At 69.4% G+C, this 23,790-nt stretch carries 24 protein-coding genes; 13 read left to right on the plus strand and 11 right to left on the minus strand.

What is annotated here, in order from left to right; translation table 11 throughout:
* The first annotated feature begins 682 nt into the window (after positions 1 to 682).
* Complete coding sequence (locus tag AC07AB_RS32540) at positions 683 to 1,885, plus strand: AAA family ATPase (RefSeq protein WP_478574687.1); 1,203 nt, start codon at positions 683 to 685, stop codon at positions 1,883 to 1,885.
* Between the two features lie 19 nt (positions 1,886 to 1,904).
* Positions 1,905 to 3,578: a VWA domain-containing protein gene (locus AC07AB_RS32545; RefSeq protein ID WP_478574608.1), complete on the plus strand. Its 1,674-nt coding sequence runs from the start codon at positions 1,905 to 1,907 to the stop codon at positions 3,576 to 3,578.
* A gap of 284 nt (positions 3,579 to 3,862) precedes the next feature.
* On the opposite strand, the gene AC07AB_RS32550 is transcribed toward AC07AB_RS32545, so the two are convergent.
* Positions 3,863 to 4,612, minus strand: a complete 750-nt coding sequence (locus AC07AB_RS32550; RefSeq protein WP_478574610.1) for an SDR family oxidoreductase — start codon at positions 4,610 to 4,612, stop codon at positions 3,863 to 3,865.
* Between the two features lie 315 nt (positions 4,613 to 4,927).
* Between AC07AB_RS32550 and AC07AB_RS32555 the strand changes: the two genes are divergently transcribed.
* Complete coding sequence (locus AC07AB_RS32555) at positions 4,928 to 5,671, plus strand: dienelactone hydrolase family protein (RefSeq protein WP_478574613.1); 744 nt, start codon at positions 4,928 to 4,930, stop codon at positions 5,669 to 5,671.
* Positions 5,672 to 6,108: 437 nt separating this feature from the next.
* Here AC07AB_RS32555 and AC07AB_RS32560 read toward each other — a convergent pair whose 3' ends face one another.
* Entirely contained in the window at positions 6,109 to 6,603 is a 495-nt protein-coding gene (locus AC07AB_RS32560; RefSeq protein WP_478574616.1) for a GNAT family N-acetyltransferase, read from the minus strand.
* A 26-nt stretch (positions 6,604 to 6,629) separates the two neighbouring features.
* Here AC07AB_RS32560 and AC07AB_RS32565 point away from each other — a divergent pair, with 26 nt between their 5' ends.
* Complete coding sequence (locus tag AC07AB_RS32565; RefSeq protein WP_478574619.1) at positions 6,630 to 7,199, plus strand: CGNR zinc finger domain-containing protein; 570 nt, start codon at positions 6,630 to 6,632, stop codon at positions 7,197 to 7,199.
* Positions 7,200 to 7,362: 163 nt separating this feature from the next.
* On the opposite strand, the gene AC07AB_RS32570 is transcribed toward AC07AB_RS32565, so the two are convergent.
* From AC07AB_RS32570 to AC07AB_RS32585, 4 genes are all read right to left on the minus strand, one after another.
* A complete protein-coding gene (locus AC07AB_RS32570) occupies positions 7,363 to 8,487 on the minus strand; it encodes an MBL fold metallo-hydrolase (protein WP_478574622.1) in 1,125 nt (374 codons plus the stop codon).
* A gap of 20 nt (positions 8,488 to 8,507) precedes the next feature.
* Positions 8,508 to 8,711 carry a hypothetical protein gene (locus tag AC07AB_RS32575; RefSeq protein ID WP_478574624.1) on the minus strand — a complete coding sequence of 68 codons (204 nt, stop codon included), beginning with the start codon at positions 8,709 to 8,711 and terminating at the stop codon, positions 8,508 to 8,510.
* A 4-nt stretch (positions 8,712 to 8,715) separates the two neighbouring features.
* Positions 8,716 to 9,534: a phosphotransferase family protein gene (locus AC07AB_RS32580; RefSeq protein WP_478574627.1), complete on the minus strand. Its 819-nt coding sequence runs from the start codon at positions 9,532 to 9,534 to the stop codon at positions 8,716 to 8,718.
* 251 nt (positions 9,535 to 9,785) lie between these two features.
* Entirely contained in the window at positions 9,786 to 10,700 is a 915-nt protein-coding gene (locus tag AC07AB_RS32585) for a helix-turn-helix domain-containing protein (RefSeq protein WP_478574629.1), read from the minus strand.
* A 345-nt stretch (positions 10,701 to 11,045) separates the two neighbouring features.
* Between AC07AB_RS32585 and AC07AB_RS32590 the strand changes: the two genes are divergently transcribed.
* The gene (locus tag AC07AB_RS32590) at positions 11,046 to 11,945 is read left to right on the plus strand and encodes an NmrA family NAD(P)-binding protein (RefSeq protein WP_478574631.1); all 900 of its coding nucleotides are present in this window, start codon (positions 11,046 to 11,048) and stop codon (positions 11,943 to 11,945) included.
* Between the two features lie 72 nt (positions 11,946 to 12,017).
* Here AC07AB_RS32590 and AC07AB_RS32595 read toward each other — a convergent pair whose 3' ends face one another.
* Together AC07AB_RS32595 and AC07AB_RS32600 are read right to left on the minus strand one after the other, a co-directional pair.
* Positions 12,018 to 12,455 carry a protein-tyrosine phosphatase family protein gene (locus tag AC07AB_RS32595; protein ID WP_478574634.1) on the minus strand — a complete coding sequence of 146 codons (438 nt, stop codon included), beginning with the start codon at positions 12,453 to 12,455 and terminating at the stop codon, positions 12,018 to 12,020.
* 203 nt (positions 12,456 to 12,658) lie between these two features.
* Positions 12,659 to 13,420 (minus strand): sulfite exporter TauE/SafE family protein, encoded by a 762-nt coding sequence (locus tag AC07AB_RS32600; protein WP_478574636.1) that lies wholly within the window; start codon positions 13,418 to 13,420, stop codon positions 12,659 to 12,661.
* A gap of 84 nt (positions 13,421 to 13,504) precedes the next feature.
* On the opposite strand from AC07AB_RS32600, the gene AC07AB_RS32605 reads away from it, so the two are divergent.
* On the plus strand, positions 13,505 to 14,476 hold the full coding sequence (locus AC07AB_RS32605) for a LysR family transcriptional regulator (protein ID WP_478574639.1): 972 nt from the start codon (positions 13,505 to 13,507) through the stop codon (positions 14,474 to 14,476).
* Here the strand turns inward: AC07AB_RS32605 and AC07AB_RS32610 are convergent.
* From AC07AB_RS32610 to AC07AB_RS32620, 3 genes are all read right to left on the minus strand, one after another.
* On the minus strand, positions 14,462 to 15,502 hold the full coding sequence (locus AC07AB_RS32610) for a MerR family transcriptional regulator (RefSeq protein WP_478574642.1): 1,041 nt from the start codon (positions 15,500 to 15,502) through the stop codon (positions 14,462 to 14,464). The genes AC07AB_RS32605 and AC07AB_RS32610 overlap by 15 nt on opposite strands.
* Positions 15,503 to 15,508: 6 nt before the next feature.
* The gene (locus tag AC07AB_RS32615) at positions 15,509 to 16,177 is read right to left on the minus strand and encodes a HEAT repeat domain-containing protein (RefSeq protein WP_478574645.1); all 669 of its coding nucleotides are present in this window, start codon (positions 16,175 to 16,177) and stop codon (positions 15,509 to 15,511) included.
* Positions 16,178 to 16,389: 212 nt separating this feature from the next.
* Positions 16,390 to 16,914 (minus strand): methyltransferase domain-containing protein, encoded by a 525-nt coding sequence (locus tag AC07AB_RS32620; protein ID WP_478574648.1) that lies wholly within the window; start codon positions 16,912 to 16,914, stop codon positions 16,390 to 16,392.
* Between the two features lie 751 nt (positions 16,915 to 17,665).
* Between AC07AB_RS32620 and AC07AB_RS32625 the strand changes: the two genes are divergently transcribed.
* The 7 genes from AC07AB_RS32625 (at position 17,666) to AC07AB_RS32655 (ending at position 23,773) form a co-directional block, all read left to right on the plus strand.
* A complete protein-coding gene (locus AC07AB_RS32625; protein WP_478574651.1) occupies positions 17,666 to 19,087 on the plus strand; it encodes a hypothetical protein in 1,422 nt (473 codons plus the stop codon).
* A 121-nt stretch (positions 19,088 to 19,208) separates the two neighbouring features.
* Complete coding sequence (locus AC07AB_RS32630) at positions 19,209 to 19,850, plus strand: 7-cyano-7-deazaguanine synthase (RefSeq protein WP_478574654.1); 642 nt, start codon at positions 19,209 to 19,211, stop codon at positions 19,848 to 19,850.
* Entirely contained in the window at positions 19,847 to 20,566 is a 720-nt protein-coding gene (locus tag AC07AB_RS32635; protein ID WP_478574656.1) for a 7-carboxy-7-deazaguanine synthase QueE, read from the plus strand. The genes AC07AB_RS32630 and AC07AB_RS32635 overlap by 4 nt, the downstream gene beginning before the upstream one ends.
* Positions 20,567 to 20,619: 53 nt before the next feature.
* The gene (queD, locus tag AC07AB_RS32640) at positions 20,620 to 20,979 is read left to right on the plus strand and encodes a 6-carboxytetrahydropterin synthase QueD (protein WP_478574659.1); all 360 of its coding nucleotides are present in this window, start codon (positions 20,620 to 20,622) and stop codon (positions 20,977 to 20,979) included.
* A gap of 21 nt (positions 20,980 to 21,000) precedes the next feature.
* A complete protein-coding gene (folE, locus tag AC07AB_RS32645) occupies positions 21,001 to 21,699 on the plus strand; it encodes a GTP cyclohydrolase I (RefSeq protein WP_478574662.1) in 699 nt (232 codons plus the stop codon).
* Complete coding sequence (locus tag AC07AB_RS32650) at positions 21,696 to 22,700, plus strand: pyridoxal-phosphate dependent enzyme (RefSeq protein WP_478574665.1); 1,005 nt, start codon at positions 21,696 to 21,698, stop codon at positions 22,698 to 22,700. The genes folE and AC07AB_RS32650 overlap by 4 nt, the downstream gene beginning before the upstream one ends.
* Entirely contained in the window at positions 22,697 to 23,773 is a 1,077-nt protein-coding gene (locus AC07AB_RS32655) for a glycosyltransferase family protein (protein WP_478574668.1), read from the plus strand. Before AC07AB_RS32650 ends, AC07AB_RS32655 begins: the two co-directional genes overlap by 4 nt.
* The last annotated feature ends 17 nt before the right edge of the window (positions 23,774 to 23,790 follow it).

Consider the following 23,790-nt stretch of genomic DNA (forward strand, 5'->3'; position numbering starts at 1 on the left):
TCGATTGGACATTTCAATTCCTCTGTTCTGATCGAACGGCCCCGGGCTGGTACCCCGGGGCCACTTGTGCGTGCGTCACGTGAACGTACGTAGCAGGCAATGTAGAAGGTAGCGCCCACGGGGCCCATTCGCTACCTCGATCCCCCGACCCGAAAACGCAGAGGCCCGTGCAAGTCAGTGCCGGGGTCGTTGTGGGCCGAATAATGTAGCCGGAGCGACGAGTGTCTCAACCCGTTATGGGAAGAGAAGGCAGAATCGACCTCGGGGCGGTCGTATTGTGCCAGGAAAATGAGCAGAGACGGTCACTTCCATTCCTCGCGGATCAAATGCCTGGGAGGAGGGCGATCAGTCGCATGTGCTGGTTTTCCCTCATGCGGGGTGGCGGTGGCACAAGCGGAGTTACGAACTCCGGCTGCATGCACGTGCAGATGCAACAAATAGCGAATCGCTTAAGTGAACCCCCAAGAGGCGGAGCGTCGCGCCTGGCCCTTGTGCCTGGGGAGTCGCGCGAGACCGGGGGCGCTGAGGGGCTTCCCGAACTCCGAGTTATCTTGCTCGGGCAAAGGGCCCCGCCCAACAGTTCCTCATGTGCAAGGAGTTGACTTTGGACACGCAGGGCGCGCAGCACGCGCAGGACACATCGAAAGCGCAGGACCCGCAGGGCGTACCCCACCCGCAGGGCATGCAGGGCACACCCCACCCGCAGGACACGGCCCAGAGGCTGCGGTCGATCGGTGACGAGCTGTCGGACCGCTTCTACGAACGGGCCGACGTGGTGCGGACGCTGGTGGTGACGCTGCTGGCCGGGCAGCACTCATTGGTGCTCGGCCCGCCCGGAACCGCGAAGTCCGAGATGGCCCGGGAGCTCACCGGCAGGATCGACGGGGCGTCCTACTGGGAGATCCTCCTGTCGAAGTTCACCGCGCCGACGAGGATGTTCGGCCCCATCGACGTCGCCGCGCTGGCCCGGGGCGAGTACCGCCAGGTCTACGAAGGCCGCGCCACGACCGCCCATATCGCCTTCATCGACGAGATATTCAAGTGCTCAATGGCGGCCCTGAACGAGACATTGGGCTACCTCAACGAGCGGATCTACCATCCCGAGAACGGTGGCCGACCGATCCGCTGCCCCCTGATCGGGGCCATCACGGCGAGCAACGAACTGCCCAGCGGAGAGGACTCGGCCGCGATCTACGACCGGCTGCTGGTGCGGATCGAGGTCGGATACCTGGCTGACCCCTCGAACTTCGCCGCGCTGGTCCGCTCCGCCATCAGCCGCCCCGCGGCACCGACGCGGACCACGGTCGAGTTGACGGAGTTGCAGCACGCCGTGACCGAAGCCGTTCCGGCCGTGGGCGTCCCCGATGCGATCGTGGACGCGGTGTGCACGCTACGGGCCGCCCTCCGCCGCAAGGAACTCGTCGCCTCCGACCGCCGCTGGCGGCAGGCGGTGCGTCTGCTCCAGGCGTCCGCCTATCTCGACGGCCGCCCGGCGGTCGGCGAGACCGACCTGTCGGTACTGACGCACGTACTGTGGGACTCCCCGACCGAGCGCCCGACCGTGGAGCGCGAAGTGCTGCAACTGGTCAACCCCGACGCCAAAGAGGCGCTCGACCTGGCCGACACCATCGACGAGCTGGAGGTCCAGCTCGACGCCATGGCCGGGCAGTCCCGCGAGGCGCTGAGCGAGTGGGTGATCAGGAAGGCCCACAACCAGCTCGCCATGGCGGGGAAGCGGCTGGAGCAACTGCGCGAGGAGGCGGCGGGCGCCGGCCGCTCCACCGCCGCCATCGACCGGGTCACCGGCCGCCAACGCGCCGTCCGCGCCCGCGTACTCACCGAGGCCCTCGGCGTGGACGCGAGCATGGCGCAGGCCCAGTTCTGAACGCCGGGAGACCAGGTCCATGGACGAGACACCGAGCGAGTTCGACGAGCCGGCGACCCGGGCAGACAGGGGGCCGGGCCTGTGCGCCACGGCTCCCGAGCGGCACACCGCGGCCGTGATCGCGGACCGGTTCGACCGGATCGCGTGGCGCGACACCTACGGGCAGTCGGCCGGTCTGCGCGAACTGGCCCAGGAGCTGCGCGAGCGCTACGAGTGCACCACCGACCTGCTGACCGACGTGTTCCTCGCCGCCTACAAGCGGAGACCGCGGCTGCGCGATCGCGCGGAGATGGACCCCTCCCGGCTGGTCAACCACCACGTCATCGCCTCGCTGATGGAGTCGCCGGAGTTCGCCGAGCTGCGCCGGCAGACCTCCGGCGACCCGTACGCCGCCGCCATGACCGTACTCGCACAGGCCGCCGCGCTGCGCCGGATACTGGAGCGCTCCCGGGGCGCCCAGGAGCAGGCCGAGCGGGCGGAGAAGGCCCAGCGGGCAGCCGCGGGCGAGGGGCTCCCGCAGGCCGCCGGTGAAGACGGTGAAGACGATGGACATGGCGGGGCCGTCGGGGCGGCACGGGGTGCCGTACCGCCCCCGGCCGCCGACGACGGCGCCGTGCCCGCTCCGGCCCCGGCCCCGCCCCCGGGCACCGGCGCCGTACGACAGGCGAGCGGGGCCGCAGCGACCGCCGCGCAGCAAGCCGCCCGGGCCGCGGCCCAGGCCCTCGCGGCAGCCGCCCCCCATATCCGTGCCGCCGCGCGGAACGCGGCGGTGGAGGCCGCCGAGGCCACCCGGGAGGAGGCCGCGCTGATGCGGGCGTGGGGAGTCGACCCCGGCGAGCTGGAGCGGATGCCGTTCGACCAGCGCGCCCGGCTCGCCGAGCGGCTGCGCACCAGCCGTCTCGCACAGTGGGCCGAACTGATCGGCCGCTTCCGGCAGATGGCCGGCGGCGAGCGCGCCCGCAAGGTCGAGAACGCCGCCGGGGAACTGGTCGGCGTCACGCTCGGCAATGACCTCTCCCGCGTCATCCCCTCCGAACTGGCCAACCTCGGCCTGCCCGAGCTGCGCGCCCTGTTCGCCGCGCGCTACGCCGCCGGGGAGCTGATGCTCTACGACAGCCAGGGTGAGCAGGACACCGGCCGGGGAGCCGTCATCGCGTGCGTGGACACCTCGCACTCCATGTACGAGGCCGGGCCCGGGGGAGTCACCCGGGAAGCGTGGGCCAAGGCGTGCGCCCTGGCGCTGCTGGACCAGGCCCGCCACGCCAAGCGCGACTTCGTGGGCATCCTGTTCTCCGCCGCCGACAAGATCCAGATCTTCCGCTTCCCGGCCGGGCGGCCCGCCAAAATCGCCCAGGTCCTGGACTTCGCGGAGACCTTTCTCGGCGGCGGCACCAGCTACCAGACGCCCCTGACCGCGGCCGGCGAACTGCTGGAGGAGGAGTTCAACGACGCCGCCCGCACGCGCGGCGACATCGTGCTGCTCACCGACGACGAATGCGGCGTCACCGAGGAGTGGACGCGCGGCTGGAACGCCGCCAAGCACCGGCTGGGCTTCCGCGTCTTCGGCGTGGCCATCGGAGCCCCGCGCGCCGCCGCAGCCGACTCGGTCCTGGACGCCCTGTGCGACAACCTCCGCTCCATCGAGGACTTCACCGACGTCCACTCCGCCGCCGACCTCTTCCGCGTGATCTGACCCGGCCGCCGTCCTGCCGCCCGGCGCGTACCGTTCGGGCTCTCGGCGTGCGGTTCTCCGGCAGGGCTACCGGGTGACGGGCCGGCCGCGCACCTGGGCGGCTGCCTTTGTGCCTCTCCGCATTCGCGTGCACGTTCTTTCCTTCACGGCGAAGGCGGCGCACAACGCGGGACGCACGACGCGGGACCGGATGGGCACCCGGGGCCGGGGCCGGGGCCGGAGCCGGCGGCCCGGCCGTACTCGGATCGGCGCTGGTACGGCCGGCCCGCCGGTTGGCGCGCGGGTCAGCGGGTGGTGTAGCCGCCGTTGGGGAACATCGTCTGACCGGTGAACCACCAGCCCTCGGTGGCCAGGAATCTGATGACCGGGACGATGTCCTCGATGTGGGTGAGCTGGTTGCCCATCGCCTGCGACGCGTGGAAGTCGGCCCGCTCCGGGGTCTCCTGCGGGTAGAAGAACGGCGTGTCCATCGGGCCGGGTGCCACGGTGTTCACCGAGATGTACCGGTCGGCGAACTCCTTGGCCGCCGCCCGGGTGAAGTGCTCCAGCGGCGCTTTGCCGCCGGCGTATGTCGAGTAGCCGTCCGTGAAGGCGGCCAGCAGTGAGGTGCCGAGGCTGATGATCTTCCCGTGGTCGTTCAGCCGCCGCCCGGCCTCCTGGATGAAGAAGTACGCCGCCTTGGCGTTGATGCCGAACATGAGGTCGTACTCTTCCTCGGTGGTCTCCAGGATCGGCTTGCGCAGCACCATCCCGGTGGTGTTCACCGCGATGTCGGCACCGCCGTAGGTGTCCACCGCCGTGTCGAAGAGCCGCCGTACGTCCGCGATCTTCGTCAGGTCCCCCTGGACGGATACGGCCTGGCCCCCGGCCTCCTGGATGGCCTTCACCGTCTCCTGGGCCTCGCTCTCGGAGCTGTGGTAGTGCACGACCACCTTCGCCCCGGCCTCCGCGAAGGTCCTGCTGAGCAGTCCGCCCAGATTCTTCTCACCCCCGCCGATGACCGCGACCTTGTCCCGCAGCGTGTGCTCAGCCATGTTTCGCACGTCCTCACGTCTCTGCTGGTGATCGTCTTGATCACGCTCTATGGACGAGACTAGGTGTACATATCGGTTATTTCGCGACAGAAGGTTCGAGTCGCTCCATGCGTGCCGTCGATACCTTCCGGACGGCAACCGTCGATACCTACTGGACGGCAAGTGGGGGAGATGGCGGCGGGCCCGTGCCCGGTATGCGGCGGATCTTCGTGTGAAGAAGGCGAACTGAGAGCGCAGCAGCCCCCGGGGGGCCCGCCGCGCGTAGTAGAACAGGAGTAGAACAGAAGCCACCAATACCCGACGCCAGGAGCCAGGATGCCCAGAGTGAACGCCGCCGTACCGACCGAGGACGGCGTCTGCGCCGTGACGCTGCATACGCCGGCGGAGGAAGGCAGTTGGCCGGCGGTGATTCTCTATCCCGACGCCGGCGGCGTCCGGGAGACCTTCGCGGCCATGGCCGACCGGCTCGCGGGCCACGGCTACACCGTGCTCCTGCCGGACATCTACTACCGGTCCGGCGGTTTCGCCCCCTTCGACATCGCTACGGTGTTCGGCGACCCGGCCGAGCGGGAGCGGCTGTTCTCCCTGATGACGAGCCTGACCGCGGAGAGGATCGTCAGCGATGCGAACGCGTTCCTCACGTTCCTCGCTGACCGCTCGGAAGTGTCCGGCGACCGGGTGGGCACCACGGGGTACTGCATGGGAGGCCGGATCTCACTGATCGTGGCCGGGAACCGCCCGGACCGCGTCGCGGCCGCCGCGTCGTTCCACGGCGGATACCTCGCCGCCGCCGACCAAGCCGAAAGCCCCCATTTGCTGGCCGACCAGATCAGCGCGAACGTCCTTGTGGCGGCTGCCGAGAACGACGACAGTTTCCCCCGTGAGCAGCACGAGCGGCTGGAGCACGCCTTCACCGCCGCCGGTGTGAAGCACACCATCGAGACCTACCCGGCCGGGCACGGCTTCGCGGTGCCGGACAACCCGACCTACGACGAAGCCGCCGCCGAACGCCACTGGACGGCCCTGACCGGCTTGTACGCCGAGAGCCTCCGCGGCTGACCCCTGCCCCGCCCGTTCCGTCCCCCACCCCGCCCGCTGCGGTCGGCACGCGAACGTCAGCCGGTCCGCCGGCCGGCGGACGGGGCGGGAACGGTCCGGCCGAACGGGCCGCTGTGCGCTGCGGCGTACGCGATGGCGCCGCCGCCCGCGCCGCCGGGGCGAGTGCGCTCGGCGGGGGCGGATCCACCTGGCCCCGCCCAGACCGTACTGCGGGGGTTTTCGGTGGCGCACCGTGTCCTCGGTCGGGCGAGAGCCCGAACGTCTGCCGCGGGTATCCTGCGCGGCGTGACCAACTCGCCCGCGGATCTTGACGATGCCGGGGTCGCGACAGCCGCGGTCCGCGCCGGCGCGGACGTAGTACGCACCCTGTACGGCCGGCGGCACGCGATACGGCTCCGGTCGCCCCTGGGATGGCCGGCGATCGAGCGCCGGCGGCACTACGGGCGCCAGTACAGCGGGGGGTCCGGGTGGTTGACGAAGCCGAACGAGCGGTAGAGCGGTTCACCGTCGTGGGAGGCGTACAGATCCACTCGGGAGACCTCGCGCTCACGGAACCAGTCGAGCAAGCTCCGCACTATCGCGCGACCGTGGCCACGCCTCCGGTACGTCGGATCAGTGACCATGCCGATCACATGCCCGACCCGCCCGTTGCGCGAGTGCGGACCGGGAAACCACCGATCGACGGTGCCTATGCCGCAGGCGGCGAGCCCGTTGCCGCCGTCCACGACGAGGACCCGCACATCAACCGCTGTCAGCTGTTCCTTCAGCACTGAGACGAGGGCGACCCGCCAATCGTCGCCCGCCGACGGGGGGTTGAAGAATTCGCCGCCGAGGGTCTCGAACAGCAGCGCCCGCAACCGTACGAGCTCCGAGATGTCGTCCTCCGCCGCCTGACGTACGCCTGCCTGCCGTGCATCGATGTGGTGTTTCATGCCGACCAGGCTGATGTAATGGGCTTATGCACCTCAACCCTTACGGCGCGGATGCCGTGAACCTGGCCGCGGACCTGGCCAACCGGCGCCCGACCAGCGCCGAGGAGCTCGCCGACCGCTGCCGCGCCGCCGGGCTGACGCTGGAGCATCCGGCCACGGCGCAGGATCTGCAAGGTGCCCGGACCGCGCTGGGGGCGTGGGAGAGAGTCGTGGACGCCGACGACGAGCATGAGCGCGCCGACATGGTCAACCGGATGCTGGCCGAAGCCGCCGCCCACCCCCGGCTGACCGACCACGCCGGAGACGGCTGGCATCTGCACTACCGCGACGACCGGCAGCCGCTCGGCGCCCTGCTGTTCTCGCTGATCGCCGTCGGTACCGCGCTCCATCTGGTGGGCCGCGGCATGCACCGGCTCAACCGGTGCGCCGTGGCCGAGTGCACCACGATCTTCGCCGACACCTCCCGTACCGGTCGGCAGCGCTACTGCTCCCAGCCGTGCGCCAACCGCGACGCCGTACGCCGTCATCGCGCCCGAAGCGGCGGGGCCGCCGGAGGACCCCGGCTCGGACGTCGGCCTCCGGGCGGCAGCATCTGAGGGCGGCCGGAGGCCCCGGACGCGAGCGGTGCCGTACGGGCCGGGGGAGCGGGCTGTCGACGGGCCGCCAGGCTCAGGCGGCCGACGCGTTGAGGGCGTACTCGCGGGAGGCGCGCACCCAGGCCCCCGAATCCGGAGCGCACCTTCCAGCGGGGAGGGACGGCTAACGGGATGGCGCCGCCGCCGGCCATGCGCGGGGGTACGGCACGCGCAGCGATCGCGCCGTGACCGGCGTGTGCTCGGCGGCGGCGTGCACCTGGCCGTCGCGCAGAACGATGGCACCACTGCGGAGCATCGTGTCGACCAACTCGGCGGCGAGTTCCTCGGGCGTACGGCCCAGGAGGCGCGCCGCGTCCGTCAGCCACGCCCGGGCGTGCAGGTACGGCTCGACCTCGTCGGCGGGTATCCCGTCGCGCACCATCAAGGCGAAGGCGAAGACCCGTCGCGCGCCGTACCAGACGGCCCCGTCCGGGTCGTCCACCAGCCGCCGGCCCCGGCGCAGAGCGGCGGCGAACGCCGCGGCCGGATCGGCGGGGATGGGCCCGTGGGAGGGGAGGATGATGCGCGGGGAGAGATCGGCCATGCGCTTGAGGGAGGCGAGCGCCGTGGACGCTGTGTCGGGTCCGTCGAGGGCGAGGTTCACCCAGCCGACGTCGTAGTCCGACAGCGCGTCCCCGACCACGAGCAGCCGCTCGTCCGGCTGCCACAGCGCGATATGCCCGGGGGTGTGCCCGGGAGTGCGTACGACCTCCCAGTCGGCGTCCCCGAGCCGGAGGACCTGCCCGTCGTCGAGCGGTACGTCGACCGTGTACGGGGCCACCGGCTGGTCGAGGTACTCGGCGGCGCAGCAGCCAGGGTCCCGGCGGGAGACCGCCTCGGCTTCCGGGGCTCCCGCCGCGACGGCGGCGCCCCGTGCCTGGAGGAGGGCGTTGCCTCCGACGTGGTCGGAGTGCCAGTGGGTGTTCACGACCAGGTCGATCTTTCCGGCGCGGGCGTGTGCCTGGGCCCAGTCGGCGGTCTCCTCGGCGTGGCCGACGAAGCCGCTGTCGACCAGGGCCGGCCGCCTTCCGTGCAGCAGGAGCAGGTTGGCGTCGGGGAACGGCCGCTGCCGCCAGGCCACCCAGGACGGCAACGACGGCAACGAGGGCGACGAGGGCGCCGGGGACGACGATGCCGACGAGGGCGCGACCGGCCGCGGGCTCACCGCTCCGACCGGTTCACGCGGAGCAGCGTCCGCCGCCCGTTGGCGACAAGCTTCCGCCGGCGCCTGCTGCGTCTGTTCTTCCACGTGCTCTCCTTCGACGGACATCACAGTCGGTACAGCCCGTGAACGGGCGGGGCGAGCTCGTCAGCCGGCTTGCGTGCCTCCGGCGGGAACCCACCGATGACGATCATCATGGCACCGGCGGTGCGGGGACGACGGAGGCCGTCGAACCGGCCGATCAGCCGCGGCGCGGCCCTCAACGGGCCGTCCCCGGCCAGGGCGTACGAGGCCGCCGACGCTCGGCGCACGGCCTCAGGCGAGAAGCCCGGACAGCCGGGCGGCTTGTCGCTCGGCCGTTCCCGGTGGGTTGCGAGGGTGCTGCGGGTCGTCGAAGGACAAGAGGAACAGCCACACGAGCGCCAGCAGCCGACGGCACTCCGGCAGCCGCGCGAGTTCGGCGGCGTTCAGGTCGAAGAGATCCAGGAACGCGTCGACATCGAGCGGCGGCCCCACCCAACTGGCCACATGCTCCGTGATCTCCGCCAGTTCGAAGGGCCGGTCGCTGAGACCGGAGTCCTCGAAGTCGACGACCCGTACGCGCGTGCCGTCCCAGAGGTAGTTGGCGAGGTTGCCGTCGCCGGGACCGAAAACCAAGGGGACCCCCGGCATGCTGACGCGCTCCATACCTGAATTGGCCAGCCACTCAAGACCGCGGACCATGGCCTCGCCGACCTCACTGTCGGCTCGCGGGCGTATCCGCAGCGCCCAGGCGCGGATCTGAGTGATGAGCCGCTGCTGTCGGCCAGGCCGGGCGGGGACCTCGGCCAGGACATCCGCAGGCACAGCCGCGTACAGCTCGCTCGCTGCCGCGGCCAGAGCCTTGAGCCGCCGATCGCTCAGCGGCTCTCCCCGCATCGGCTCACCGGGTAGGCGCTCCATCACCACCACCGGCTCCTCCGCGTCGAGGTCCACGCTGCGAGGGACAGGGGCCAGGCCCGGTGCGTACGCGGCGAGCAGCGTCAGCGCACGCCACTCCCGCTCGCCCGCGCCACGGCTGTCACGCTGGAACCTCTTGATCACGATGTCGGAACGGAGCTCGACAGCGTGCCTACTCCATGGGGTGGACGTCATGGGACGTGATTGTGTCCGGCGGCCGCACCCTGCCCGACAGCGGCCACGGCACCGGCTTGCTGGGGTGCAGCCGGCGCAGTCGCGCAGCTGCTGCTCCTCGGGGCTGAACATGCCGCGGATGGCGGGGCGACGGTATGGGCGCGCTGGGCGAGTTCGAGCCGCAGGCGGGCGCGGCCGGTGTCGGTGATGTGCGGCAGGAATCTGCGGCCGTCGCTGGGGTGGGGCTCGGCGCGTACCAGGCCGTTCCGGGCTCAGAAATCCGTGAGTTCCAGCGCGTCCGAGCCCGGAAGGCCGGACGTACGCGCCGGGGAACCCAGGTCGAGGAGAGCGTGTGCAGTCGCGTCGTCCGCCGGGTGGAAGGCCCAGATTCTGTGGCCTTCGCTTCCCGGCAGTTCCAGGACGTGCTGGTCGAGTACGAGCGGTCCGACCCGCGGGTGCCGGAAGAGTTTGCGGTCCATCGCCTTCTCGTAGAGCTGGTGCTCTCCCCAGGCGATCCTGAAATCATCGCTGCGCGCGGCCAGCTCATCCACCAGCCGCGTCAGGCGGGCCGAGCCCGCCTCGGGGCCGGCTTGCGCGCGCAGGGCCGCCACCATGCAGCGGGTCAGCTCGGGCCACTCGGCGAAGAACGACGGCGCCCCAGGGGCGAGGAACACCATGCGGGCGTAGTTGTCCAGAGGCTCCAACCCCTCGTGGAGGAGACCGCCGAGCGGGTTGCCGCCGACAATGTCGAGCCACCGGTTCACGAGCAGGGCGGGCACCGTGATGGAGTCGAGCAGCCGGTGCACGGCCTCCAGACGATCACCGTCCGGACAGAGAGCCTCCCGGCCCGTGACCGGCCCCGTGACTGGTTCTGTGCCCGGCTCCGGGACCGGCTCCGTGGCGGCGAGTCCCCGCAGGTAGCGCGCCGCCACGGCATCCAGCAGCAGCGCCTCGCACAGGCCCTCGACCACGGCGCGGGACGGCCGGCGTTCCCTGCCCTGTTCGAGACGTACGTAGTAGTCGGTGCTGATCCCGGCCAGGAACGCCACCTCGTCCCGCCGCAGACCCGGCACCTGGCGCCGCGCCCCCGGGGCCAGCCCGTGCTGTGCGGGCCGTACCTGATCGCGTCTGGCGCGCAGGAAGCCGGCCAGTGGCCGGCTCGCGCCGAGGCTGCTCGAAACCTTCATACGACCAGGGTAAAGACGAAGCGTGCGCTGCGGCGCGGGGACGGAAGCGCGTCACCAGAGCCCGCTGCTCCCGCCACGCCACAGCGTGCGGTCACCTCGCCCATCCACGAGGGCCGGGGGTGGGTGTGCCACTCCTACCCGCCTGCCGACAGGGATGACTACCGTGCCGAACGCGTCCCGGGAGAATCCCGACATCAGCCGAACACCGGCCGTCGCCGCCCCCGACCGCCCGGTAACCGCTCGTCTCCGGAGAGTCGTCAGGTCGCCGCGCGATCGCGGTCGGCCTCCCGGACAGCAGACAGCAGGCAGCAGACAACGCCAAAGACCAAGGAAAAGAGATAGTCGATGTACGTCGTTACGGGCGCCAGTGGCCGAACCGGACGGGCCGCCGCCGTGCACTTGCTCGCGCACGGACACCCCGTCCGGGCCGTCGGCCGTTCGGCCCGACGCCTCTCCGGCCTGGCCGATCTGGGCGCCGAGGTGTGGGAGGCCGACCAGACCGACGCGGCCGCCCTGGCGGGAGCCTTCCGCGGCGCGGACGGCGTCTACGCGGTGATCCAGCCCAACTACCTCCCCGACCACCCCGACTTCGGCGCCTTCCAGGACCAGGTGGCGGCCTCCCTGACCGAGGCGGTCGCCGCTTCCGGGGTGACCCGCGTCGTCGGGCTCAGCAGCTGGGGAGCCCAACACCCCGAGGGCACCGGACCGGTCAGGGGTCTCCACCGCTTCGAACAGCGCCTCTCGGCCGTCCCGGGAGTCGACGCGCTCTGGCTGCGGGCCGGCTACTTCATGGAGAACCTGCTCGACCACGTCGACGCCGCCAGGGCCCACCACCGCATCAGCGCCCCCTTCGACCCCGACCTCCCCCTGCCCTTCGTCACCACAGGCGACATCGGGGCCCGGGCCGCCGAGGAACTCGCCACCGGGGCCTGGAGCGGTACGGAGATCCTGGAGCTCCAGGGCGAACGCGATGTGAGCATGCGAGAAGCCGTGAGCGTGATCGCGCAGGCTGTGAGCGCCGACGATCTCGCTTACGAGCAGACCACCGTCGCCGAATTCCACGCGGAACTCCGCAGGAAAGGCGTGTCCGCCAATGTCGCGGACATGATGGCCGAGGTCGGCGAAGCCCTCAACACCCGCCACACACGCATGCAGCAGCCGCGTACCGCCCGCACATCCACTCCCACCACGATCGAACGGTTCGCCGAGGAGGAATTCGCGCCCCGGTACCGCGCGGCGGGGTAACGCCGGGGCCGCGGGGCGGCGGGCCGCGACCGTACAGCGCGGATCGCCCCGAGCCTTCGACGCGTAGTCGCGTTACGCGGCGTCCGCGAAGCGCAGCACGAAGCGTCGCTGCCAGGGAGTCTCCACAGCGCGATGGTGGTAGTTCTGGCGGACGTACGCCACGGCTCGGTCGGCCGGAACTCCATCAAGGACGGCCATGCATGCCAGCGCTGTCCCGGTCCGCCCGCGCCCGCCTCCGCAGGCGACCTCGACGCGTTCGTCCCTCGCCCGGGACAGCGCCTCTTCCAACGCGTTCCGGGCTTGCCGACGGTCCTTGGGAAGCCGAAAGTCGGGCCACGGCACCCACCGAGCCTCCCACCCGGTCTCCGGAGGCTGCTTGCCGAGCAGATAGACCGCGAAGGACGGGCCCGGCCCTGAGGGCAGGGGATATCGCAACCCCCGGCCACGTATCACGACGCCGGAAGGGAGACGTATGGTCCCGGCGTCGGTCGCGCTCCAGTTCTCAGCCATGCGGGCACCCTACGGGGCGGTGAAACGCAAGAGTCCGCCTCGCGCGCGCCGAGGCAGCCGGCAGCCGCCCGTAGCGGGCCGTACGGTCAGTCGGCGGATCCGCGCCGCCACTGCCGCGCTCGGGTGGGCGAGCCACGCTGTCGTCGGGAGGCGGGCTCGCGAGGCCCGTAGCCGATCGGCGGGTGATCGGCAGGCGGGCCGGGTCAGCCGCGGAGGAAATACAGAACGGTCGTGGTGCCGGCGGAGGCCACGAGGAGCGCCCGCAGCAGCCAGGCCGGGAGGCAGCGGGCCAGATGGGCGCCGACGTAGCCGCCGATCGCCGCGCCGACCAGCATGGTGACGAGAATCAGCGGGGAGCCCAGGGCGTCGGACGTGACGAGGAGTATCAGGGCCGCGCTGGCGTAGATGGCCGCGAGCTGGGTGACCCGCATCGGATTGCTCACCGCCGCGTCGAGACCGAGGCCGACGCTCCACACGGCCATCATCATGATGCCTACGGCTCCGCCGAAGTATCCGCCGTAGACGGCGAGGACGAACTGGCCGATCAGCACGGCCCGGGCACTCATGCCGACCCGGCGGCCGAGGGCGCTGTCGAGCGCGCGGGACAGGTGGCGGCCGAAGGCGACGAGCAGTGTGGCGAAGGCGAGCAGCCATGGCACCGCGGCCTCGAACGACGCCGCGGGCAGCGTGAGCATGAGACCGGCGCCGACCGCGCTCCCGGCCATGCTGATCAGGGTGAGAGCCCTCGTGGACGCCGCACCGACCGGTACGAGTTCACGTCGGCAGACCGACGCGCTGACCACGGCACCGGGTACGAGAGCGATGGTGGACGAGGCGTTCGCGGTGACGGGCGGCAGTCCGGCCGCCACCAGAGCGGGCAGCGCGATGAACTTGCCGCCGCCGCCAACGGCGTTCAGCACTCCGGCTCCGACACCGGCCGACAGGATGAGCGATATCTCTGGCACCCACCGATGATCACCCTGCGGCCGGCGGGCCCACAATGCGCGATCGGCGTACCTGGTATCAGGCAGTGCCATAGGCTCACGAGGGTGCGGTACGACTTGGACGACCTTCGGCTCTTTCTCGACATCGTGACGGAGGGGTCGATCACGGCGGGTGCTCGCCGGATGCATCTGAGCCTGCCGTCCGCCAGCGCCCGAGTGCGCTCGCTTGAGCACCACGCGGGCGTGGCCCTGCTGATCCGCGGCCGCAGGGGGGTACGGCCCACCCCGGCGGGTACGACCCTGGCCCGGCACGCCCGCGAGGTGCTGGCCCAGACGGCACGCCTTGAGAGCGCCGTCGCGAGCTACACCCGGTCCCCGAGCGCTCCGCTGACCCTGCTGGGCGGCGGCTCCGCGATGCACCGGCTCGTACCGCGGGCCCTGGTCTCCTTTCTGCGGGAACACCCCGATACCGACGTCACGGTCTCCGAGAGCCGTACCCCGCAGACGGTACGGGCGCTCGCCGATGGCGCGGCGGATCTGGGGGTCGTCCTCGACGGCGAGGCCCGCGACTGCGGCCTGACCATGGAACCCCTCGGCGACGATTCCCTGGTGGTGATCGGCCAGGCGGGCGGAATCCTCGCGGGCCGCACCTCGTTGACGTACGGAGAAGTAGCCGAGCACCCCCTGGTCGGGCTCAACGCCGACTCCTCGCTACGGCGCTGGATCGAGAAACATCTGGGCCCGCACGCCCCAGCCGTGCGCTACCGCACCAGCGTGGCCAACCTCAACGTCCTGACCGGCCTGGTGTCCGCCGGAGTCGGCCTCGCCGTCGTACCGCGCCGCGCCATCGACCCCAGCCAGGCGCTCGACGTCTGCGAACTCCAGGACCCCTGGGCCCGCCGCCGCCACCTCCTCGCCTGGGGAGTCAAGGACGGGACACCGTCGACAGCCACGGAGGCGCTCGCCGAACACTTGAGGCAGGCGGCGTCGTCGCTGCCGATGCCCTCCGCGGAGGCGCTGCCGGACAGGCGCGATGAATCGGTCGGGCAACCGGTCCAGGCGTCACGCCCGGGGTGAGGACTCCGGGTCCGCTCCCGCCGAACGCTCTCTGAGTACGTAAGCCGCGGTAAGCGCAACGACACGATCACCATCATGTGACAGGTCTTCAAGGGCACGTGACGCCGTACTCCCCGGAATCTCCGCGAGCGCCTGCGTAATCCGCCGACGCGCAGCCGATTCAATGGTGCCGCGGGCCAGGCCGTCAACGAATCCGGAAGCGATGTGATCCGCCAACGCGGGATCACCTGCCAGCGCGCTCAACGCATCCGCCGCGTCCGCGTCGCTCACCCCCTCGACGACCATGCCGATAAGCGTCGGGACCGCTTTGGCCACTCCACGCGCCCCGAGCGCCAGAGCCGCACATCTGCTGACCGCCATATCGGCGTCCACAAGGGCGTCTTGCAGCAGTACGGTCGCCTCATCGTCCGGGATCTCGGCAATGGCCTGGACAGCTCGTATCCGCACGTCGGCCGCTGATGAGCCGAGGCCCTCCGCCAGCAGTGCCAATCCGCCGTCGCCCGCTCGTGCCAGAGCCCATCGAAGGGCCCCGGCGACATTCGGGTCCGTCTCGCTCAACGCCGCCTCGGCCAGGGCTTCCACTGGCGCCGGGGCCCCTTCGATTCCTTCGATCGAGGACAGGGCGGCGCGCTGACGCTGCCCGGCGCTCTCCGAGCCCAACCCCTGGAGGAGCGCCACGATCCGGAGGACGCCCTCCCAGCCGGCGGGTTCCGCGGCGCCGATCCGACCCAGTCGCGTGAGCAGCTCCGTCTCACTCGCGATGCGTTCCCGTGTCCGGTGGATGAGGTCGTCGACGAGCTCCGAGGGCGTGAAGTCGGGATCATCCAGCGCGGATCCGACTTCACGCAGCGAGAGCCCCAAGGACCGCAGGCTCTCGATATGAAAGATTCGCCGGATATCCTCGCCGGAGTACTCCCGGTAGCCGCCCTCGGTACGACCCGTCGGCCGCATCAGGCCGAGTGATTCGTAGTGCCTGAGCATGCGGGCACTGACCCCGGACCGTCGTGCCACATCACCGATCAGCACTGTCCACTACCTTTCCTGGCCCGTCCTGCCGAGAGCCACGATGCGCTTCGCCTCCTCGATCGCGAACTCGAATCCGGCATCCGGGTCGCGCATCATCTGTTCCGTGGCGATCGCGTGCTGCCGCACGTGAGGGTCGAGATCCGTCATCGCAGTGCGCAGAGTCGGCATGGTCACCTTACCGAGCGCGATCAGCGCCCGGCTGAGACTCAACTGCGTATCACGCTCGCCGCGCCCGAACTGTGTGGCCAATACCCGCGCCAACCGAGGCTCTTCGCCTTCGGGTACGAGTACGACCGCCGCTCGCCAGGCGCTCCGCGCCACCTCGTCGTCGGCGTCGGTCAGAAGCGCCCGTGTGATCGCCGGCCACGCCCGCCGCTCCCCGATCTTGGACAGGGTGTGCAATGCCTGGCTCCGTGCCTGCGTACGTTCCGAGCGAATTTCATCAATGAGTTTCGGGACCGTCATTGAAGACGAGTGGCGGATGAGTGCCCACGTAAGCGTCTCGCGCACGTAGAACTCGGGCTCGGTCGCGCATCGCTCGATGAGCTTGTCGATGAACCGGGGATCGGGGGCCGTGCCGGCCGCGAGCGCCGCCTGCAGTCGCACCGAAGATCTGCTGCTTTGCAGCCCCTGAAGAGCTCGACCGATATTCGTGTCCTCTTTCGGCATGGTCATCGGGACCACCTCCTTGACCACAGTGAAAGCGTTATCACTGTGTCAAGGTCAAGCCGGGCCACGCGGTGAGAGGACCAGGCACCCTCTGCCCACCGAGTCCCGAACGTGTCACGTCGGACGAGACGGCGGCCCTGGCGCTGAAGCCCCCGACCACCCCGACCACCCCGACCACCCCGACCGCCTCGACATCACCGACATCACCGACATCACCGTCAACTCAGCTGAACCAGGGCCGTGAGCGCTTCGTGGAGCTCGGCATCTGCTGGGTGGGCCGCCGAGTCCCGCGTGCCGCTGGTGGCCGGCGCACCGCCGGGGCTTTCCGTACGCGCCCAGCTCCGGTGCAGTCCGTCGTACCGGCCGGGTACGGCCGCCAAGAGGGAAACCTCGCGTCTGCTCTCAACCCTGAACGTGGCGAAGGAGACCGGTGCGGCCTCACCGTCCAGCTGGACGGGGGCGCAGATCAACGACCCGAGGCGGCTCTGCGTCACCCAGGAAGGCGGGAGCGAGGTCACGGAGACGGTGCTGATCAGGAGGTCGTGAGGCGCGTTCTCACGCCAGCCGTACCAACCGTCGGCAGCCGCGCTGTGCACGTGGCGCAACCCCGATCGGCCCACGAGAGCACGTGCGCTTTCGACCTTCACCGGATCGACGTCAACGCCCATCACACGGCCTTGGTCCCCTACGCGCTCGGCCAGCTCCATGAGGAGGCCGCCTCTGCCGCTGCCTACGAGCAGCACGCTGCCCCCTTCTGGGGCCGAATCGATCGCATGTCGAACGCTTCTCATCTGGTGTCCGATCCAGGAGGAAGTAAGGAGAGGAAGGCGCCGGGCCTAAAACGACCTGCGGTGATCGTCGCATTGATCATCTACTCAGGGCCAGGCAGAGGGCGTGTGAATGCTCCACGGCATAGTGATCTCGGCCATCTGGTCACATTCGACTGCTGACGCCTGTCCAGGGGACGTGACATGGGGATATCTCAACACTCGCGCGGATACCTCGCCATGGGCGGCGATTGCTGGATTCCACAAACAGTGTCCACAATTCAGTGCTGCGATATGCGTCGATGGAATTGAGTTTCCACTGCCGGGAACCTCGGCGGTGACCGCCGGACCCGGCCACCCTATCGGTTCCGCCCGGCTGTCCGAGCGTGCCATGGCGACGCGTGGCGACTCCCTCGTACGCGCCCAGCCGGTACGCAAAGGGTTCCGCGTTCGCGGCGGGACCGGGCCGCGCTCGTGCCGCGACCATTGAACTCGCGCGTCTGGCCGACCGGCCGTGCCCGGCCACCGGATTCATGCCCATGGAAAGGGAACCGGCACGCATGGTCGCAGGTCGTCCAAGGTGGCCGAATCCCTTCCGGGCCCATGGCCGACGTCTATTTACGAACGTGCGCTCTGTGTACAGTTCTGCACTGTGTCCGCCGTGCGGGGCGTGGTAATCCGCTATCGGCACGCTCGGGCCAGTCATCCTGCGGTGAGGAGTACGTTCATGTGCCCAGCAGGTCCTGAACCGCCAGCCGAAACCGAAACCGAAGTAGCGGTAGGAGAAGAAGCAGAAACCGATGGCGAATCCGAACCGAGCTCGCTCGCCCGGGTCGACCCGGAAGTTGCCGCGCTGTTAGCGGCGGAGCGTGTGAGGCAGAACGAGGGAATTCACCTTCTGGCCCCCTCCATGCTCACCACGCAAGCCATTCGCGAGTGTCTCGCCTCTGATCTGCTGAACCTGGACGGTGAGGGGTATCTGCAGAACGGCCCCGCCGACATCAGCGACTACGCGGACTTCGAACGACGATACCGCGATCAGGGCGGAAGCAAATACAACCCGTCCGGCCCGGTGGCCGAGTACATCGAATTTCTCGCCACCCGCCGACTCGCACGCATGCTGTGCGCCGGCACGGGGCTTGAGCCCGAAGAAGTCCACATCAACGTCCAACCGGTCTCGGGTTCCTTCGCCAACCTCGCGGTCCTGAGAGGGGCGCTGTCGCCGGGCGAGACCGTCCTGTCTCTGGGGCTGTCATCCGGTGGGCACCTCAGCCACGGGGCGCCATTCCACCAGTCCGGTCAGGACTACAACGTCGTCTCGATCGACCATGGGGTCGACGACCAGAGCATCGATCTCGATTCCCTGTACAAGACCGCCGCGCGACACAAGCCCCGAGTGGTGATCATCGGCGCCAGCTCCTTCCCCCGGAAGATCTCCTGGAAGAGAGTCGCCGACACCGTCCGGGAGCTGTCTCCACGGCCCGTGGTGGTCGCGGACATCGCACACTTCGCCGGCCTGGTCGCCACGGGAACGTACGACAACCCGCTGCCATGGGCAGACGTGGTGACCATGGTGGGATACAAGACCCTGGGCGGGCCGAAAAGCGCCGCCATCGCCGTACGCGACCCGGCACTCGCACGACGCATCGACCGAGCCTTGTTCCCCGGTCTGCAAGGCGCCCCCCGGATGGCCGAGATCTGCGCGCTGGCGACCGCCGCCCGCGTGGCCCAAAGCAACGAATTCAGGGAGCTCATCCACCGCAGCGTCACCAACGCGGCTCTTCTGACGACAGCGCTCGGCGACCACGGCATCCACTGCGCATTCGGTGGGACGGATACCCACATGCTCGTCCTCAAGGACCAACCGCGCGCCGTCCGATTGGCACAGCACCTCGAAAGAATCGGCGTGTTCACCAACGCCAACCTGCTCCCCGGCGACCGCGGTCCCACGGCGGCCAGCGGTATCCGGCTGGGCACGGTCGGGGCCACCCAGCGGGGCCTGGTGTCGGCCGGCATCCCCGAGCTGGCCGCGCTGCTCGCCGACGCCTTCGCCGACTTCGGGAATTCCGGGACGGACTCCGCGCGACTCGCCGAACGCTGCCACAGCTTCGCACGTACGCACCTTGCCGACGTCGGGCTGCTGGGCTGACGCGGCGCGAACACCCCCGAGTCCACACACCAGCGCACGCCCGTCAAAGGGATGGGAACGGCGCACAACGACTCGCGCACAACGACCGGCAATCAACTACCGATGGAAAGGAGTGCACACCATGAGCCAACGTCGAGTCGTCTGCCTGTTGAGCGGGGGCCCGGACAGTGTCGTCGCCGCTGCAATCGCCCGCGACGCCGGCTTTCTGGTGAGCGGGCTGTTCGTCGACTACGGGCAGCGGACCGCGAGCCGAGAGGCCAAGTTCGCCGCGCAGAACGCCGCCTGGCTGGAAGTGGACTGTCTGCGCACAGCCGCGGTTCCGTTCCTCGGCGAGATCAAAGGGTCTGCCCTGACGGACACGGCGAGCAGGGTCACCCAGGAAACGCGCCACCTGGAATACGTTCCGTTCCGCAACACCGTCTTCAACAGCCTGGCGGTCGCCTGGGCCGAGACCCTGGGCGCCGAACGTGTGGTGACCGGGTCGATCGGCGGGCCCTGGATCACCCCCGACAACAGCCCCGACTACTTTCGGGCGCTCAACAGCCTCATCGCCGTAGGCACCAGGGCCGATATCACGGCCTGGGCGCCGCTGGGGGAGTGCAGCAAGGCAGAGAGCCTGCGCCGCGGTATCGAGCTCGGCGTGCCACTCGGTCAGACCTGGTCGTGCCAGAACGATGCGGACGTGCCGTGCGGTGAATGCAACAACTGCCTGGATCGGGCCGGGGCCTTCAAGGAGCTCGGCGTCAGGGACCCCCTGGGATGACGAGCATCGCGGACGCGGCACGGGCGCTCGAACCGAGCCTCGTGGTGTCGGAGATATTCGGCCCGACATGGCAGGGGGAGGGGGCGTCGGTCGGACGGCTCGCCGTATTCCTCCGCCTCGGCCACTGCAATCTCACCTGTGAATGGTGCGATACGCCGTACACCTGGGACTGGTCTCGCCACGACGCCGCAACTGAACTGACCGTCATGACGGTGGACTCGGCCGTCCAGCACGTCGCCCGTATCGGTGCCCCTCTCCTTGTGGTCACCGGGGGCGAGCCCCTGATGCAGCAGCAGGCCCTTGGCGTCCTCCTCGCGCGGCTGCCGCGCGGCGTCGACGTCGAGATCGAGACCAACGGGACGATCATCCCGGGCGAGGAGATCCGCGCACGCGTCGCCCGATTCAACGTATCGCCCAAGCTCGCCAACGCCGGCGTGCGCGGTACGAAGCGCGTCAAACCCCAAGCGCTCGCCGCACTGAACGCCACCGGAAAGGCCGCGTTCAAGTTCGTGGTCAGCTCAACGGAAGATCTGGCGGAAGTGCGTCAGATGGTCGAGGACCACTCACTGGATCCGGTCTACATCATGCCCGAGGGAACGACTTCCGACGCGGTCCTGCATGGTCTGCGCGACCTGAGCTCGACGGTTCTGGAGTACGGCTGGAATATCACCCCGAGACTCCATGTCCTCATCTGGGGTGATCAGCGAGGAGTCTGAAAGATGTCCGGACGGAAGAAGAAAGCGGTATCCGTATCGGCCGAGGGGGCCACATGGAATTGAGTAAGGAATTTCGCTTCGAGTCGGCACATCAGCTGCCGCATGTGCCCGAAGGCCATAAGTGCGGCCGGCTGCACGGGCATTCCTACCGCATCACTGTTCACATCGACGGCGATGTCGATGCCTCGGCCGGCTGGGTGGTGGACTACGGCGACATCAAATCGGCGATGAAACCGCTGATCGAGGAGCTGGACCACAACTTCCTCAATGAACTCCCGGGTTTGGAGAACCCCACCAGTGAGGTGCTCGCCTATTGGGTGTGGGATCGCCTGCAGCCCGGCCTGCCGCTGCTCTCCGCGATCACCGTCCACGAGACCTGCACGTCCGCCTGCGTGCTACGCAAGCCGGCCTGATCAGCGAGAGGACGGAGTCGCATGGAGCAGACACTGCCCGGTCACACCGAGTTGATCGACGGCAAGGAACCCCTGCCGGCCCACCGCGTGCAAGATGTGCAGGCGGCGGAGAAGGCGGCACGCGAGATGTTGGTGGCTCTCGGGGCCGGCGAGGACGAGGAGGTGATGCAGAATACGCCCCGGAGGATGGTGCAGGCATACAAGGAGTTCTTCACTCCCCAGCCGTTCACACCGACCGTCTTCGACAACCATGATGGATACGACGAGCTGGTGGTTGCCTACGCGATACCGTTTCGGTCCATCTGCGAGCACCACTTCCTGCCGTTCATCGGGACCGCGAGCGTAGGTTATATTCCCGGGTCGCATATCATCGGGCTCTCCAAATTGGCCCGCGCCGTGGAGTACTGCGCCAGCCGGCCGCAGGTGCAAGAACGCCTCGTCATACAGGTCGCGGACTGGCTGGAAGAGCACCTCCAGCCCCGCGGTATCGGTGTCGTGCTCGAAGCCGAGCACACCTGTATGACGTTGCGGGGAGTCCGCTCGCGCGGGGCGAGGACCCGGACATCCGCTCTCCGCGGACTGGTCCGATCCTCGGGAAAGTTGCGCGCGGAATTCATGGCGCTCGCACTGCACGGCGCGTCCCACGGCGGGGGCGCCCCGCCCCCGCCGTGGGAAGGCCCTGACTCCGATGACGAATGGGCCGGGAGCGCGGACCATTGACCACGGCAGGTACCGACGAGGCCCTTCTCGATGTCCTGGAACGGTCCGCCGTCTACCAGGCCATCGGGAAGACTCCGCTGGTCGGCCTGGAGAACCTTGCCGCCGGAGCGGGGGCCGGCACGCGGCGCCTGTACGGCAAGCTGGAAGGAGCGAATCCGGGCGGGAGCATCAAGGACCGCATCGCCCGGCAGATCCTCGTCGACGCGATCGCCTCGGGAACCGTGACGCGCGACACCGTGATAGTCGAGTCCAGTTCCGGCAACACCGCGATCGGCCTGGCCCAGTTGTGCGCCACCACCGGCCTGCGGATGATCTGCGTCATCGATGCCCGCACCACTGCCACCCACCGCGACCTGCTGCGCGCGTACGGCGTGTCGACCGAGGTCATCGACACACCGGACGCGGTGTCCGGAGAGTTCCTCCCGGCCCGGCTGGCCAGGGTCCGCCAACTGCTCGCCGAGCATCCGAACAGCTTCTGGACCAACCAGTACGCGAACGAGGCCGTCACCTCGGCGCACGTTTCCACGACCATGCCGGAGATTCACCAAGCGCTGCGCCGCCCGCCCGACTACCTGTACGGCGCGGTGAGTACCTGCGGAACCCTCGCAGGCTGCCGACAGTATGTCGAGAAACGGGGCTGGCCGACACGGATAGTGGCAGTCGACATTCTGGGAAGCGGCATCTTCGGCGTGAAGGCGCACGGAAACCGCACGCTGCCGGGTATGGGGGCCCCGTACCCGCCCGCGTTCGCCAGATTCCTGGAGAAATCCCATGTCATCCATGTCAGCGAGGAGGACTGCCGGGCCGGCTGCACCCGCCTGCTGAATTCGGAAGGGCTGATGGCCGGCGCCTCTTCGGGGGCCGTCGTCACCGCCGCGTTGGCGCACATGGAAGCGACCCCGCCGGGGTCCACCCATGTGCTGCTCCTGCCGGACCGCGGCGAGCGGTACTTGGAATCAGTATTCCTGCATGACCCTCAAGTGCCGGGAGCCGCCCCATGAACATGCGCATCGCGGTCCGCCACGGCGACGGGCTGATCCTTCCGCTCGATCACGCGCAGTGGGATCGCCGGTCCGTGGCGGAGATCGCCGCCGACGCCGTCGACGCGGACCCTGTATGGATCCGTATCGCGAACTTCCACCGCCGCCCGCTGGAAGTACTGAAGCGCCTGCCTCCCGGAGCGCGGATCCTCTGGAAGCTGGAATTCTCCGGGTACGCGGCAGACTGCCCGCTTGTACCGGCTTCCCGAGGAATCGAACCGGCGGAATACGTGGAAGAGGTGCTGTCGCTCCCGCACCACATCGTGCCGTACACATTCCTGGACTGGAACCGCGTCGAACTGCTCAGACTCCACCCAGTCCTGCGAAACCGCCCGCTGCATGTGATTCCGATCGCGCAGAAGAGGCCGGTAGGGCGGATCGGGCGGCAGGCGATCCGGAACATGTACGGCATCCCGGAGGGCGACTTCGTCTACGGAGCCGGCGGCAACGAACTGCACCCCGGGAAACGCGTCGGCGAGCTGGTCGAAGCGTTTCTGGACACCTGCACGGACCCGCGTGCCCACCTGCTGTGCACCTTGGTCCCCCGTGAGTCGGCGACGGCAGCGGCTGACTGGCCCGCCGCGGCGGCCACACATCCGCGAGTCCACCTACGCGTCGGCGAATACCACGAATGGGGCTGGATGACCGGCTTCTACCAAGCCGTCGACGTGCTGCTGGCCAACTCGGTCAGCGACTCATGGGGGCGGATGGTCGCGGAGGCCGCGGGCGCGGGCGTACCGGTCGTCGTGCGCCGGGCCCAGTGCGGAACCAATCTGCTGGCACCGGGACTCGCGATCACCGAGAGCCTGCGCGACTTCTCCTCGGAGGGTTTCGTCCAGGCCGTCAAGGACGCGCAGGCGGCCGCGCCGGCCCTCCGCGAGTTCTTCGAGCGGAACTACCGCACCGAAGCCGTGGTACAGCGGCTGCTCACCGTGACCGACGGCGAATTGCCCCCGGCGCTCGCGCGGCGGTCCCGGCTCCTCGTACGGGATCGTGTGGACTATGAGCGAGTTGCCGAGGTTCTCACATACTGATGATGTGTCAGGTCCAG

The organism is Streptomyces sp. NPDC044033, assembly GCF_056434425.1.

Bases quoted from the DNA above. Each gene is read 5' to 3' on its own strand.
- AC07AB_RS32540 (WP_478574687.1), top strand. From the start codon at position 683: ATGCAGGGCACACCCCACCCGCAGGACACGGCCCAGAGGCTGCGGTCG.
- AC07AB_RS32545 (WP_478574608.1), top strand. From the start codon at position 1,905: ATGGACGAGACACCGAGCGAGTTCGACGAGCCGGCGACCCGGGCAGAC.
- AC07AB_RS32550 (WP_478574610.1), bottom strand. From the start codon at position 4,612: ATGGCTGAGCACACGCTGCGGGACAAGGTCGCGGTCATCGGCGGGGGT.
- AC07AB_RS32555 (WP_478574613.1), top strand. From the start codon at position 4,928: ATGCCCAGAGTGAACGCCGCCGTACCGACCGAGGACGGCGTCTGCGCC.
- AC07AB_RS32560 (WP_478574616.1), bottom strand. From the start codon at position 6,603: ATGAAACACCACATCGATGCACGGCAGGCAGGCGTACGTCAGGCGGCG.
- AC07AB_RS32565 (WP_478574619.1), top strand. From the start codon at position 6,630: ATGCACCTCAACCCTTACGGCGCGGATGCCGTGAACCTGGCCGCGGAC.
- AC07AB_RS32580 (WP_478574627.1), bottom strand. From the start codon at position 9,534: ATGACGTCCACCCCATGGAGTAGGCACGCTGTCGAGCTCCGTTCCGAC.
- AC07AB_RS32585 (WP_478574629.1), bottom strand. From the start codon at position 10,700: ATGAAGGTTTCGAGCAGCCTCGGCGCGAGCCGGCCACTGGCCGGCTTC.
- AC07AB_RS32590 (WP_478574631.1), top strand. From the start codon at position 11,046: ATGTACGTCGTTACGGGCGCCAGTGGCCGAACCGGACGGGCCGCCGCC.
- AC07AB_RS32595 (WP_478574634.1), bottom strand. From the start codon at position 12,455: ATGGCTGAGAACTGGAGCGCGACCGACGCCGGGACCATACGTCTCCCT.
- AC07AB_RS32615 (WP_478574645.1), bottom strand. From the start codon at position 16,177: ATGACCATGCCGAAAGAGGACACGAATATCGGTCGAGCTCTTCAGGGG.
- AC07AB_RS32625 (WP_478574651.1), top strand. From the start codon at position 17,666: ATGTGCCCAGCAGGTCCTGAACCGCCAGCCGAAACCGAAACCGAAGTA.
- AC07AB_RS32630 (WP_478574654.1), top strand. From the start codon at position 19,209: ATGAGCCAACGTCGAGTCGTCTGCCTGTTGAGCGGGGGCCCGGACAGT.
- AC07AB_RS32635 (WP_478574656.1), top strand. From the start codon at position 19,847: ATGACGAGCATCGCGGACGCGGCACGGGCGCTCGAACCGAGCCTCGTG.
- queD (WP_478574659.1), top strand. From the start codon at position 20,620: ATGGAATTGAGTAAGGAATTTCGCTTCGAGTCGGCACATCAGCTGCCG.
- folE (WP_478574662.1), top strand. From the start codon at position 21,001: ATGGAGCAGACACTGCCCGGTCACACCGAGTTGATCGACGGCAAGGAA.
- AC07AB_RS32655 (WP_478574668.1), top strand. From the start codon at position 22,697: ATGAACATGCGCATCGCGGTCCGCCACGGCGACGGGCTGATCCTTCCG.